14 protein-coding genes are annotated in these 12,072 nt (G+C 70.9%); 9 read left to right on the top strand and 5 right to left on the bottom strand.

Translation table 11 applies throughout. The annotated features are described in order from the left end of the window. Positions 1-2 precede the first annotated feature (2 nt). Genes MMB17_RS04515 through MMB17_RS04495 form a run of 5 tightly spaced genes read left to right on the top strand, consistent with a single transcriptional unit; the run spans position 3 to position 3,937 of the window. Positions 3-812, top strand: coding sequence for an alpha/beta fold hydrolase (locus MMB17_RS04515; protein WP_241101216.1), 810 nt, complete (start codon positions 3-5; stop codon positions 810-812). Between the two features lie 11 nt (positions 813-823). Next, positions 824-1,831 (top strand): ABC transporter substrate-binding protein, encoded by a 1,008-nt coding sequence (locus MMB17_RS04510; protein WP_238314022.1) that lies wholly within the window; start codon positions 824-826, stop codon positions 1,829-1,831. Next, on the top strand, positions 1,828-2,613 hold the full coding sequence (locus MMB17_RS04505; RefSeq protein WP_238314024.1) for an ABC transporter ATP-binding protein: 786 nt from the start codon (positions 1,828-1,830) through the stop codon (positions 2,611-2,613). Before MMB17_RS04510 ends, MMB17_RS04505 begins: the two co-directional genes overlap by 4 nt. After that, positions 2,579-3,433: an ABC transporter permease gene (locus tag MMB17_RS04500; protein WP_241101215.1), complete on the top strand. Its 855-nt coding sequence runs from the start codon at positions 2,579-2,581 to the stop codon at positions 3,431-3,433. Before MMB17_RS04505 ends, MMB17_RS04500 begins: the two co-directional genes overlap by 35 nt. A 9-nt stretch (positions 3,434-3,442) precedes the next feature. Further along, positions 3,443-3,937 (top strand): nucleoside deaminase, encoded by a 495-nt coding sequence (locus MMB17_RS04495; protein WP_238314032.1) that lies wholly within the window; start codon positions 3,443-3,445, stop codon positions 3,935-3,937. Between the two features lie 15 nt (positions 3,938-3,952). Here the strand turns inward: MMB17_RS04495 and MMB17_RS04490 are convergent, their stop codons facing one another. Next, complete coding sequence (locus tag MMB17_RS04490) at positions 3,953-4,513, bottom strand: HupE/UreJ family protein (protein WP_241101214.1); 561 nt, start codon at positions 4,511-4,513, stop codon at positions 3,953-3,955. Positions 4,514-4,611: 98 nt separating this feature from the next. Then, positions 4,612-4,908 carry a hypothetical protein gene (locus tag MMB17_RS04485; RefSeq protein WP_238314036.1) on the bottom strand — a complete coding sequence of 99 codons (297 nt, stop codon included), beginning with the start codon at positions 4,906-4,908 and terminating at the stop codon, positions 4,612-4,614. Between the two features lie 425 nt (positions 4,909-5,333). Between MMB17_RS04485 and MMB17_RS04480 the strand changes: the two genes are divergently transcribed. The 3 genes from MMB17_RS04480 (at position 5,334) to MMB17_RS04470 (ending at position 8,736) form a co-directional block, all read left to right on the top strand. Further along, positions 5,334-5,810 (top strand): (2Fe-2S)-binding protein, encoded by a 477-nt coding sequence (locus MMB17_RS04480; RefSeq protein ID WP_238314043.1) that lies wholly within the window; start codon positions 5,334-5,336, stop codon positions 5,808-5,810. After that, positions 5,807-8,158 carry a xanthine dehydrogenase family protein molybdopterin-binding subunit gene (locus MMB17_RS04475; protein ID WP_241101213.1) on the top strand — a complete coding sequence of 784 codons (2,352 nt, stop codon included), beginning with the start codon at positions 5,807-5,809 and terminating at the stop codon, positions 8,156-8,158. Before MMB17_RS04480 ends, MMB17_RS04475 begins: the two co-directional genes overlap by 4 nt. Positions 8,159-8,370: 212 nt before the next feature. Beyond that, positions 8,371-8,736 (top strand): hypothetical protein, encoded by a 366-nt coding sequence (locus MMB17_RS04470; RefSeq protein ID WP_238314047.1) that lies wholly within the window; start codon positions 8,371-8,373, stop codon positions 8,734-8,736. A 237-nt stretch (positions 8,737-8,973) separates the two neighbouring features. Here MMB17_RS04470 and MMB17_RS04465 read toward each other — a convergent pair whose 3' ends face one another. From MMB17_RS04465 to MMB17_RS04455, 3 genes are all read right to left on the bottom strand, one after another. Then, complete coding sequence (locus MMB17_RS04465; protein WP_238314048.1) at positions 8,974-9,198, bottom strand: hypothetical protein; 225 nt, start codon at positions 9,196-9,198, stop codon at positions 8,974-8,976. Positions 9,199-9,322: 124 nt separating this feature from the next. Continuing rightward, the gene (locus MMB17_RS04460; protein WP_241101212.1) at positions 9,323-10,030 is read right to left on the bottom strand and encodes an NAD-dependent deacylase; all 708 of its coding nucleotides are present in this window, start codon (positions 10,028-10,030) and stop codon (positions 9,323-9,325) included. Between the two features lie 49 nt (positions 10,031-10,079). After that, the gene (locus MMB17_RS04455; RefSeq protein WP_238314052.1) at positions 10,080-11,294 is read right to left on the bottom strand and encodes a hemolysin family protein; all 1,215 of its coding nucleotides are present in this window, start codon (positions 11,292-11,294) and stop codon (positions 10,080-10,082) included. A gap of 335 nt (positions 11,295-11,629) precedes the next feature. Between MMB17_RS04455 and MMB17_RS04450 the strand changes: the two genes are divergently transcribed. Next, a complete protein-coding gene (locus MMB17_RS04450) occupies positions 11,630-11,815 on the top strand; it encodes a NepR family anti-sigma factor (protein WP_238314054.1) in 186 nt (61 codons plus the stop codon). The last annotated feature ends 257 nt before the right edge of the window (positions 11,816-12,072 follow it).

The raw sequence follows: 12,072 nt of genomic DNA, 5'->3' as shown, positions 1-12,072 counted from the left end.
CCATGGGGACGGACCCGGTCGTCCTGATCCATGGCGCCTGGGCGGGGGCCTGGGTCTGGGAGCGGCTGACGCCGCACCTCGAATCCGCCGGCCTCATAACGCAGGCCCTCGATCTGCCCGGCAACGGCGCCGACGACACCCCGCCCGCCGCGGTGTCGCTCGATCGCTACGTCGCGCATGTCGGGGCGGTGCTCGACCGGCTCGGGGGGCGGGCGAGCCTCGTCGCCCATTCCGGCGGCGGTGTCGTCGCCTCCGCGGTGGCGGAGGCGTTCCCGGACCGGGTCGCGCGCATCGCCTATGTCGCCGGCATGATGCTGCCGGACGGGATGGGCTTCGCGGATCTCGTCGCCGAGGCGCGGGCGCGCCATCCCGAAGCCGCTGGGATCGGCCCGCACCTGATCTGGTCGCCGGATCGCCTGACGAGCCGCGTGCCGGAGGCGGCGGCCCGGGCGATCTTCTTCCAGGATGGTCCCGAATCCGACGCGCAGGCCGCCGCGCGCCGGCTGACGCCCCAGCCGGAACGCGGCCGGGCGGTGCGCGCCCGCCTCACCGCCGAAGGCTTCGGCCGGGTGCCCCGCCTCTATGTCGAGGCCCTGCACGACCGGGCGGTGATCCCGGCCCTGCAGCGGCGGATGTGCGCGCTGGTGCCCGAGGCCGCGCGGGTCGCGCTGCCGACCGGCCACGCCCCGCAGCTCTCGGCGCCCGACCGCCTCGCCGCCGCCCTGCTGCCCTTCCTGCTGTCCGACGCCCCTGGCACGTCGTTTGCGGCTCAGCCTGCCGACGCGCGCCATCGCCCCCGTTCCACCGCGTGAGGATCTGAAGCGTGACCCCATCCCTGACCCGACTGGCCGCCGCTTTCGGCCTGACGCTGGCGCTGACCGGCGCCGCCACCGCCGAGCCCCTGACCTTCCTGATCGACTGGCTGCCCGCGGGCGACAAGGCGGCGATCTATCTCGGCGTCGAGAAGGGGCTGTTCAAGGAGCAGGGGCTCGAGGTCACCGTGCAATCGGGGCGCGGCTCCAGCGACGTGGTGACGAAGCTCGGCACCGGCGCGGCCGATATGGGCACGGGGGGCCTCGCCGCCCTGCTCCAGGCCAAGGCCCAGAGCGGCGTGCCGGTCACCGCCGTGATGGCGATCTACACGAAGCAGCCCGACGCGATCTTCACGACGACCGATTCCGGTGTGTCGAGCCTCAAGGATCTGGTGGGCAAGACGATCGCGACCGCGACCTTCTCCTCCTCCAACGTCGCCTGGCCGCTGGTGCTGAAGGCCAACGGCGTGCCCGCCGACGGCATCAAGGTGCTGAAGGTCGATCCCGGCGCGCTGGCGCCGATGCTCGCCGCCGGCAAGGTCGCGGCCACCATCAACTGGCTCACCGTGGCCCCCGCCTTCCAGGGGCCGCTCAAGGAGGCCGGCAAGGCGTTCAAGGCGCTGCCCTGGTCGGAATTCGGCTACGAGGGCTACGGCCTCTCGGTCTTCGCCTCCGACAAGATGATCGCGCAGCGCCCCGAGGCGGTGCGCAAGTTCCTCGCCGCCTACGCCAAGGCCACCGAGATGGCCAATGCCGATCCCGCCGCCGCCGCCCAGGCGCTGAAATCCGCGGTGCCGGAGGTCGAGGTCGAGCGGGCCGCGCAGGAATGGAAGGCGTCCATTCCCCTCATCGACAACGCGGTCTCGAAGAAGGACGGCCTCGGCGTCTACGAGCCGGGCCTCCTCAAGACGACCTGGAAATGGGTCGCGGAATCCCAGGGCATTCCGGTCGAGTCCTTCGATCCGGGCAAGGCCGTCACCGGCGCCTTCCTGCCCACGATGAAGAAGGCCGAGCGGTGAGCGCGCCCGGACCGGCGATCCGCTTCCGCGACGTCGGCCAGCGCTTTCCCGGCGCCAAGGGCGAGGCCGTCACCGCGCTGGACGGCCTCTCCTTCGAGATCGGCCGCCACGAATTCGTGGCGGTGCTCGGCCCCTCGGGCTGCGGCAAGTCCACCCTGCTGCGGCTCATCGCGGGGCTGATCCGGCCGACCTCGGGGAGCGTCGCGATCTTCGACACCCCCGTCACCGAGCCGCGGGACGATATCGGCATCGTCTTCCAGAAACCGACGCTGCTGCCGTGGTTCGACGTGCTCGGCAACGTCACCTTCCCGATGCGCCACAAATACGGGCGTGTCACCGAGACCGAGCGCGTTCGCGCCCGGGAACTGCTCGATCTCGTCGGGCTCGCCGATTTCGCGGCGCGCCGGCCCGACGAATTGTCGGGGGGCATGCAGCAGCGGGTCGCCATCGCCCGCGCCCTGCTGCTCGACCCCGACATCCTGCTCATGGACGAGCCCTTCTCGGCCCTCGACGCGCTCACCCGCGACGAGATGAGCTTCGAGCTCCTGCGGATCTGGGCCGAGCGACCCAAGACCGTGCTGTTCATCACCCACTCGATCCCCGAGGCGCTGCTGCTGGCCGACCGCGTCATCGTCATGACCGGCCGCCCCGGCCGGGTGCGCGAGACGCTGTCCGTGCCGCTGCCGCGGCCCCGATCCATGGCGACGCTGTCGCAGCCGGCCTTCCATGAGCTTGCAAACCATATCCGTGGACGCCTCTTCAGCCGCCCCCTCGCCGCCTGAGCCGGCCGCCCCGGTCCTCGTCGGCACGCAGGTCCTGTCGGCCGCGGCCGCCCGGCGCCGTGCGCTGCTCGACCGCCTCGCGCCGCCGCTCGCCTTCGCGGCCCTGCTCGCCCTCTGGGAGGGAGCCTGCCGGGTCTTCGCCATCCCCTCCTTCCTGCTGCCCGCCCCGAGCGCGATCCTCTCCGCCCTCGTCGTGACGCCCGTCTCCTCCTGGGCGGACCATGCCGGCGCGACGCTCCGGGTGGCGCTGATGGGCTACGCCCTCGCCATCCTGGTCTCGGTGCCCCTCGCGGTCGGCATCGCCACATCGCGCTTCCTGCGGCGGACGCTCTACCCGATCCTGGTCGTGGTGCAGTCGACGCCGATCGTGGCGGTCGCGCCGATCATCGTGGTGACGCTCGGGGCCTCCGACCTGCCGCGGGTCGTGATCACCTTCCTGATCACCTTCTTCCCGATCCTCGTCTCGACGGTGACCGGCCTGCAGACCACGCCGGAGGAACTGATCGAGCTGTCCCGGTCCCTGCGGGCCGGCCGGACCCGGGAGATCCTTCACGTGCGGCTGCCCTTCGCCCTGCCGCACCTGTTCGCGGCCCTGAAGATCTCGACGACCCTCGCGATCATCGGCGCCGTGGTCGCCGAGTTCGTCGCCGCCGAGAAGGGCCTCGGCTTCTTCATCGCCTATGCGACCTCGAATTTCCGGATCCCGACCGCCTTTGCCGGCCTCGTCGTGCTGGTCGCGATCAGCCTCGGGCTGTTCCGGCTGGTCGGATGGGTGCAGACGCGTCTCGCGCCATGGTCGCTGCCGAAATCGGAACGCTGAGCAAACCGCATGAATCTCGACCACGAGCGCTACCTGCGCATGGCCTTCGACGTCGCCCGCAAGGCGCGCGAGGGGGGCGACCATCCCTTCGGCGCGATCCTGGTCGGCCCGGACGGCGCGGTGCTGATGGAGCAGGGCAACGGCTACACGGCGGAAGGCCACGACATGACCGCCCATGCCGAGCGGCTGCTGGCCACCCGCGCCTCGAAGGCGCATGCGCCGGATGAACTCGCCGGCTGCACGCTCTACACCTCGGCCGAGCCCTGCGCGATGTGCGCGGGCGCGATCTACTGGGCGGGGATCGGCCGGGTCGTCTACGGCCAGAGCGAGGCCGAGCTGAAGGCCCTGACCGGCGACCACGCCGAGAACCCGACCCTCGATCTGCCCTGCCGCACGGTGTTCGAGGCCGGCCAGCGGAAGATCGAGGTGATCGGCCCGCTGCTGACGGAGGAATCCGCGGCCCTCCAGGCCGGCTTCTGGGCGGGCGAGCCGTCCGCCGCGTAGCGGCGGATTCGGAGGTCAGCCCCGGGCGGTCTCGCGCGGGAGAGCGGCGTCGTCCGTCGCCGCCGGCCCGAGGCGGCGGGCCAGGAGCCCGAGGCCGAGTCCCGCCGCATGGAGCAGGGCGGTCGCGCCCACGAAGCCGAGGGCATAGGCGAGGCCTGAGGCCGTCTCCGGCATCTCGGCGCCGTGGGCATGGCCGTGGAAGACCGCGAAGGCGCCGACGAGCCCGGCCAGCAGGGCCGTCGGCAGGCGGCGGCTCAGAAGGGCGAGGACGCCGAAGGCGACCAGCGAGGCGAGGATCGCCGTTTCGACGAACGGCAGGGCGAGGCCGGCCATGCCGAGGCCCGCGCCCAGGCTCATCATGGCGAGGAAGGCGAGGGGCACCGCCCAGAGGGCGCGGCCGCCGCGCAGGGCGGCGATCAGGCCGACCGCGAGCATCGCCAGGAGGTGGTCCGCGCCGCCGAACGGATGGGCGAAGCCCGCCGCCGCGCCGACCATCCCGTCATGTCCCGGATGCGCGAGAGCGGCGCTCGGCAGCAGGGCGAGCGCGAGGGCCAGACCGACGGGGAAACGCTTCATTCTCGGGACTCCGGATACGGACGATGCGTCGCATCTTCGCTTGGCGAAGTGCCGACGTCGAGCCTCGAGGCAAGAGCCGTTCCGGGACGGCCGCTCCCTCAGGCATCGTCCTCGCGGGCGAAGACCTCGCCCTCGTCGGCGAGCTTGGCGTCGCGCTCGTCGGCGGTGAGGTTCGCCAGGGTCCGGTACTCCGCCAGAAGCTTGGCGAGCCTCACATGAGCCGCCACCGGGTCGGACGCGTCGGCGATCGCCTGACCGTTGCGTAGGATCAGGGTCGCCGTCTCCGCCTCGACCGTCTCCCGATCCGCGGCGCTCAGAGCCGCGAGATCGCCCAGGCCGAGATCCCGCGCCACCAGGGCCGCGATCTCCTCGCGCTTCTCGTCCAGTTTCGACATCGCCGCCTCCGGTGATGGGGATTAACGAATGTCCGGGCGGGTCGATGCATGTCGATGCGGTGCCGGCAGAGCGCGCCCGTTCCCGATGCCTGCGACGTCGTGCCGGCGCGCGATGTGCGAAATGTTACCGGTCATATCCGGGCAAGGCCGGCAAGCCGCGGATCGCGGGCGATCGCATTGCGCCGCAGCGTCATACAGGCATACATTATTCTCATTATCAGGTGCGGCGCGTCGGCGGGGGCCCACGCGCTGGCGCGGGCATGGGCCCTGGTCGCCAGCGGGCCGTTTCCGCACCCGAGTTCGGGAGCCTCGTCAGAAGGCTTCCAGGCGAAGCCGCCCCGCGGCGACCGCCACATCCGTTCCACGCTCCGCCGTCCCGTCCCGGTTCCGCCGGCGATGCGGGCGGCTCACGACAGGACGAGGCGATGATCAAACTCACGGTCAACGGGACCGAACGCAGCTTCGACGGCGATCCCGACATGCCGCTGCTCTGGTATCTGCGCGACGAGCTCGGCCTCACCGGCTCGAAGTTCGGCTGCGGCCAGGCCCTGTGCGGCGCCTGCACCATCCATATCGGCGGCGAGGCGACGCGCTCCTGCGTGACGCCGATCTCCGCCGCCGAGGGCCAGCAGATCACCACCATCGAGGGGCTCTCGCCCGACGGCAACCATCCGGTTCAGGTGGCCTGGCGCGACCTCAACGTGTCCCAGTGCGGCTACTGCCAGTGCGGCCAGATCATGCAGGCCGCCTCCCTCCTGAAGGACACGCCCAAGCCCACCGATCAGCAGATCGACGAGGCCATGAGCGGCAACATCTGTCGATGCGGCACCTACCCGCGCATCCGCGCGGCGATCCATCAGGCTGCCGGCCAGGCCGCCTCCGGCAAGGGAGACCGCCTGTGATCCACGACGCCCAGCGCATGGCGGATCTCGCCAACGACACCCCGGCCCCGGCCGTCCTCGCCAATGTCAGCCGCCGCGCGATGCTCGGCGGCCTCGGCGCCTTCACCCTGGCGCTCTCCCTCGCGGACCGGGCTCGGGCCGAAGAGGGCGCGCGCACGGAGAAGAAGGACGAGCCGAAGAAGTTCGGGGCCGATGCCATGCCGCATGGCTGGCAGGACGACCCGAAGGTCTTCGTGGCGATCGCCGCCGACGGCACCGTCACCGTCACCTGCCATCGCTCCGAGATGGGCACCGGCGTGCGCACCTCGATCGCCTTCGTCGTCGCCGACGAGCTGGAGGCCGACTGGTCGAAGGTGAAGGTCGCCCAGGCCTGGGGTGACGAGGCCCGCTTCGGCAACCAGGACACGGACGGCTCGCGCTCGCTCCGCCACTTCTTCCAGCATTTCCGCCATGCCGGCGCCGCCGCGCGGCTGATGCTGGTCCAGGCCGCCGCGAAGAAATGGGGCGTGCCGGAAGCCGAGGTGAAGGCCGAGAACCACGTCGTCAGCCACGCCAAGTCCGGCCGCAAGATCGGCTACGGCGAGATCGCGGCCGCCGCCGCGGAGCTGCCGGTGCCGGCCCGCGAGAGCGTCGTGCTCAAGAAGCCCGAGGCCTTCAAGTATATCGGCAAGGGCAAGATCGGCCTGATCGACAACCGCGACATCACCACCGGCAAGGCGATCTACGGCATCGACACCCGCCTCGACGGGTTGCTCTACGCCGTCATCGCCCGTCCGCCGGTCTATGGCGGCAAGGTCGCGAGCTACGACGACACCGATGCCCGCCGGGTGCCGGGCGTGGTCAAGATCTTCAAGATCGACGCGCCGGAGATCCCGAGCGAGTTCCAGCCGCTCGGCGGCGTCGCCGTCATCGCCAAGAACACCTGGTCGGCGATGAAGGCGCGCGACGCCCTCAAGATCACCTGGGACGACGGCCCCAACGCCGCCTACGACACCTCGACCTTCCGGGGCGAGCTGGAGAAGGCGGCGCGCGCGCCCGGCAAGGTCGTGCGCAGCCAGGGCGACGTCGATGCGGCGATGGCCAAGGCCAAGACGAAGCTCGAAGCCGAGTACTTCGTGCCCCATCTCGTCCAGGCGCCGATGGAGCCCCCCGCCGCCACCGTGCGGATCAAGGACGGCTTCTGCGAGGCCTGGGCCTGCACCCAGGCGCCGCAGGCGACCCATGACCGGCTCGCCAAGAAGCTGGGCTTGGCCGCCGACAAGGTGAAGGTGAACGTGACGCTGCTCGGCGGCGGCTTCGGCCGCAAGTCCAAGCCCGACTACGTGCTGGAGGCCGCGCTCTGCAGCAAGGAGGTCGACGGCGCCCCGGTGAAGCTCACCTGGACCCGCGAGGACGACATCCATCACGGCTACTACCACACGATCTCGGTGGAGCGCCTGGAGGCCGGCCTCGACGAAAAGGGCATGCCGGTCGCCTGGCTGCACCGCTCGACCGCGCCGACCATCGGCTCGATCTTCGCGCCCGATCCCAAGCACGAGCTGCCCTTCGAGCTCGGCATGGGCCTCGTGAACACGCCCTTCGCCCTGCCCAACGTCCGCCTGGAGAACCCGGCGGCGGATGCGCATGTGCGGATCGGCTGGTTCCGCTCGGTCTCGAACATCCCGCACGCCTTCGCGATCCAGTCCTTCGTGGCCGAGCTCGCCCATGCGGCGGGCAAGGACCAGAAGGACTACCTGCTCGAGCTGATCGGGCCGGCGCGGAAGATCGATCCGACCGAGATCGGCGACGTCTGGAACTACGGCGAGGATCCCAAGCGCTACCCGATCGACACGGGCCGCCTGCGCGGCGTGATCGAGGCGGTGGCCAAGGGCGCCGGCTGGGGCCGGAAGCTGGAGAAGGGCCGGGGCCTCGGCGTCGCCGGCCACTACAGCTTCGTCACCTACACCGCGGTCGCGGCGGAGGTCGAAGTGACCCCGCAGGGCGAGGTGAAGGTCCACGCCGTCGACATCGCCGTGGATTGCGGGCCTCAGGTGAACCCGGAGCGCATCCGCTCGCAGATGGAAGGCGCGGTCGTGATGGGGATGGGCCTCGCCCTCACCTCGCAGATCACCTTCAAGAACGGCCGGGCGGAGCAGAACAACTTCGACGGCTACGAGGTCACCCGCATCGACGCGGCCCCGAAGGTGGTGCGCGTGCATCTCGTGCCGACGGGGAGCTATGACGGGCCGCTCGGCGGCGTCGGCGAGCCCGGCGTGCCGCCGGTGGCGCCGGCCATCGCCAACGCGGTCTTCGCGGCCACCGGCCGCCGGATCCGGCAACTGCCGATCCGCGACCAGCTCAGCGCCTGACGAACCGGCCGCCGGCTCTCCCCGAGGGAGCCGGCGGGCTGCCGAAAAGCCGGTTCCGCCCTGCCGGGCGGGGCCGGCTTTTCTCATGGCCGCATCCGGGGGGCGTCCATCCGGAACCCGCGGCGGCTTCGCGCAGTCTCTCAGGCAGCGCCGCCCGGGAAACGGCCCGGCGCGGCCCCGTATCAGCTCGTCCTTGAGGGAACGTCCCGTCGATGATCCGCTCCGCCTGCCTCGCCGCGCTCCTCCTCAGCCTGGCCGCCGGCCCGGCCCTCGCCGCCTGCGCCGACGACATCAAGACCCAGGAAGCCCGCTTCAAGGATCAGGCGACCGATGCGGCCGGCGCCTCCAGCGGCGGCCAGGGCGTCGCCGCCGCCCGGCAGAGCCAGGGCATGACCAGGCCCGCGGGCGAGGCGGAGCCCACCCCGCCGGGCAAGGCGGCCGAAGCCGGCAGCGGCAGCAGGGTCCAGACGGCCAAGGCGGCGCTCGAAGAGGCCCGCAAGGCGGATCAGGAGGGCAAGGCGGCGGCCTGCGCGGAGGCCGTGGCCAAGGCGAAGAAGGAGCTCGACGCGACGCCGTGAGGCCGGTCGCGATGGGCGGGGCGCCCGGTGGGGCGTCCCACCCACGACTGCGAGGTCCCTAGACGACGAGCCGCATCGGATTGCAGCTTTCTTCGCGTCGTTCTTCTTATGCGGATGCCCGTTCGGGGCGATCCGAAGCGTCCTACGCAGCCCGCGCGCGAAAGGTTTCGGAAGCCGGGTTCCGTGCGAGGCGCCGTGCTCGGATCGGGGCGGATTCCTCTCCGCCCCGCCATGCTGTCAGGCCGCCGGCAGGATCTGGGCGCGCCCCTTGAGGCCGGCGCAGAGATCGTCGATCTCGATCACGTCGAGGGCCTCGCCGGTGGCCGAGGCGATGGTGTCGATGAGGTGGTCGTGCTGCGGGTCGAAGGGATGACCCTGCATCCGGTAGAACTGGTAATAGCGCAACGCCGCCAGCAGCGTGTCACGCTCGCGGGCGGTCACGGTGAAGTTCTGCGTGGTCATGGGCTTCCCCTTGGCTTGCAACGAACGCCTGGACGAGGCCGCGCGACGACTCGCCAAGCGTGACCGTTGTAAGGCCGCGATGCGGGAGCCGTCCATATCCAGGGCGGAAACGTGGCCGGATTGTTCAACCAAGGATTGTGCCAACGAAGGCCGGAACCGCCTCGCTCGCCGGTCCATACAGCCGTTCGTCGAAGGTGGAGGCGTTGTCGGAAGGCTCCAGATTGATCGCGCAGCTGCGAATGCCGAGGCGCCGCGCCGTCTCCACGTAGCCCGCCGCCGGATAGACCGAGCCCGAGGTTCCGATCGCCACGAACAGGTCGGCGCCCCGCAGGGCGGCGTCGATGGCGTCGAGGTGCTTCGGCATCTCGCCGAACCAGACGATGTCCGGGCGCAGCCCGCCCGGCTCGCTGCATTCCGGGCAGCGCCGGTCGGTATCGAGATCCTCGCGCCAGTCGAGCACGGCCTCGCAGGCGGTGCAGCGGGCCTTGAGCAGTTCGCCGTGCATGTGGGTGACACCGTTCGAGCCGGCCCGCTCGTGCAGGTCGTCGATGTTCTGCGTGCACAGGAACAGCCGTCCGCCCCGGGCGCGCAGCTCTTTCTCCAGCCGGGCGAGGGCGTGGTGGGCCGGGTTCGGCTCGGCCTCGATCACCCCGCGCCGGCGCAGGTTGTAGAAGGCGTGGACCTCGTCGGGATCCGCGGCGAAGGCCTCGGGGGTGGCGAGCTTCATCGGATCGAAGCGGCTCCACAGGCCGCCGCGGTCGCGGAAGGTGCCCAATCCGCTCTCGGCGGACACGCCCGCCCCGGTGAGAACGAAGATCGCCTTGGGAAGCACGCGCGGATCCGAGTCGGAGTTGGCTGCGGGCCGAGATTACCTCCGCGCCCTAGGCCGGGGGAAGGCGCTGCGCGAGCACCTTGTCGATGCGCCGGCCGTCCATGTCGACGACTTCGAGGCGCCAGCCTTCCGCCTCGACGGCATCGCCCTCCGTCGGGATGCGGCCGAGCCGGACGATGACGAAGCCGGCCAGCGTCGAGAAGTCGTCGCTGCGCGGCTTCTCCGAGAAATCGAGGCGGTCGAAGGCGTCGGCTGCCGATATCATGCCGTCCATCAGCAGCGAGCCGTCCGGCCGCTCGATCACCATCTTCTCCTCGCCCGGTTCCGGGATCTCGCCGGCCATGGCCTCGAGGAGGTCGGTCTGGGTGACGATGCCTTCGAGGCTCCCGTATTCGTCGACGACGATCGCCATGCGCACGGGCTTGGTCTGGAACATCTCCAGCACCTTCAGGATGGCGAGACCCTCGTGCACCACGATCGGCTCGCGGGTCGCCGCCCTCACGTCGAGGGGGCGGCCGTCGAGGAGCTGGTCGAGCAGGTCCTGCTTGCGCAGCACGCCGACCACGTCGTCGATCTGGCCGCGGCTGACCACGATCTGCTCGTGCTTGCAGGCCTTGATGGCCGCGATCATCTCCTCCGCCTCGTCGTCGAGATCGACCCAGTCGACCTCGTTGCGCGGCGTCACGATCTCGCGGATCCGGCGCTCGCCGATGGCGAGGATGCGGGCCACCGCATCCTCCTGCGCCTCGTGCAGCAGGCCGGCCTCGTGGCTCGCCGTGACGAGGAGGCTCAGCTCGGCGGGGGAGGGTAGGTTCTCCTCGCCCGATCCCGGCTGGAGCCCCATCAGGCGCAGCACGCCGTTGCCGAGCCCGTTCAGGAACAGGATCGCCGGACGGAAGACGAGCAGGAACAGGGACAGGGGCCGCACGATCACCAGAGCCGTGCGCTCGCTGCGCTGGAGCGCGAGACTCTTCGGGGCGAGCTCGCCGAGCACGATGTGGAGGGCGGTGATGACCACGAAGGCGACGGCGACGGCCAGCGTATGCGCGCCGATGCCGGCCGCCGGCTCGGGCAGCCAGGCGAAGAGCGGCTCGATCAGATGCGCGAGGGCTGGCTCGCCGACCCAGCCCAGGGCCAGGGAGGAGATGGTGATGCCGAGCTGCGTCGCGGCGAGATGCGCGTCGAGGCTCTCGATGGCCCGCTGCAGGGCCGTGGCGTTCACGCGCTTCTCGTTGACGAGTTCGGCGACCCGGCTGCGCCGCACCGCGACGAGGGAGAATTCCGCCGCAACGAAGAAGCCGTTGGCGAGAACGAGCGCCAGGACCGAGAGCAGCCCCAGCGCCGTAGACCATCCGTCGTCGAAAATCGTGCCCTCCCGGGCGCAGCCTCCGCCTCACGGGCGGTCCCCGCTATAGAGCCGAACGCCGCCCGGGAGAAAAGGTGGCGGCGAAAAAGTCGCGAAGCCTGCGGCGCGGACGGCGCCCACCGCCGTGAACGGTGAACGTTTGGTGATCGGCGGCGGTAAAACGCCTCTTAACCCGAAACTTGCATCATGGCCGCTTCCCCGCGACTCAGGTCGCGCATTGCCGGAGGCGAACCGTGGGACAGCCCCTCGACAGGCCGAAGGACGACAAGCCCGTCCGCTCCAAGGGGGCGCCCCTGAGCGGCAGCACGCGCCGGCATCTCGGCGAAGGGCTGCGGGCGCATTATGCCGAGGTTCTCACCGAGCCGGTGGATCCGCGCATCGCCGCCCTGCTCGCGCGCCTAGAGAAGCCTCCGGCCTGAACCCGGGGCGGTCAGTCGAGAACGACCGCGACCAGGGAGAAGAGGCCGGCCAGCAGGAAGTTGCCGACGATAACGAGGGCGATGACGGTCATCGGAGGGGGGAGCCTTGGGCGGCGATTCGGGATCGGGAGCCTGCTTCTAGCGGCCCGAACCTGAACGCGCCGTATCCGGTCGACCACCATGCCCGGGATTCGCCGATCAAGGTGAAGGCGATGTGTCCGTGCCACGCCGCCCCCGGCATGGCCACCACCGCGCCC

It is taken from the genome of Methylobacterium organophilum, assembly GCF_022533465.1.
GTDB classification, from domain to species: Bacteria; Pseudomonadota; Alphaproteobacteria; order Rhizobiales; family Beijerinckiaceae; genus Methylobacterium; species Methylobacterium organophilum.
This window is presented reverse-complemented; position numbering and strand designations above follow the sequence as displayed.

Excerpts from the sequence above, each read along its gene's own strand:
- MMB17_RS04465 (WP_238314048.1), bottom strand. The coding sequence starts at position 9,198 with ATGACCACGCAGAACTTCACCGTGACCGCCCGCGAGCGTGACACGCTG.
- MMB17_RS04485 (WP_238314036.1), bottom strand. The coding sequence starts at position 4,908 with ATGTCGAAACTGGACGAGAAGCGCGAGGAGATCGCGGCCCTGGTGGCG.
- MMB17_RS04490 (WP_241101214.1), bottom strand. The coding sequence starts at position 4,513 with ATGAAGCGTTTCCCCGTCGGTCTGGCCCTCGCGCTCGCCCTGCTGCCG.
- MMB17_RS04480 (WP_238314043.1), top strand. The coding sequence starts at position 5,334 with ATGATCAAACTCACGGTCAACGGGACCGAACGCAGCTTCGACGGCGAT.
- MMB17_RS04470 (WP_238314047.1), top strand. The coding sequence starts at position 8,371 with ATGATCCGCTCCGCCTGCCTCGCCGCGCTCCTCCTCAGCCTGGCCGCC.
- MMB17_RS04495 (WP_238314032.1), top strand. The coding sequence starts at position 3,443 with ATGAATCTCGACCACGAGCGCTACCTGCGCATGGCCTTCGACGTCGCC.
- MMB17_RS04515 (WP_241101216.1), top strand. The coding sequence starts at position 3 with ATGGGGACGGACCCGGTCGTCCTGATCCATGGCGCCTGGGCGGGGGCC.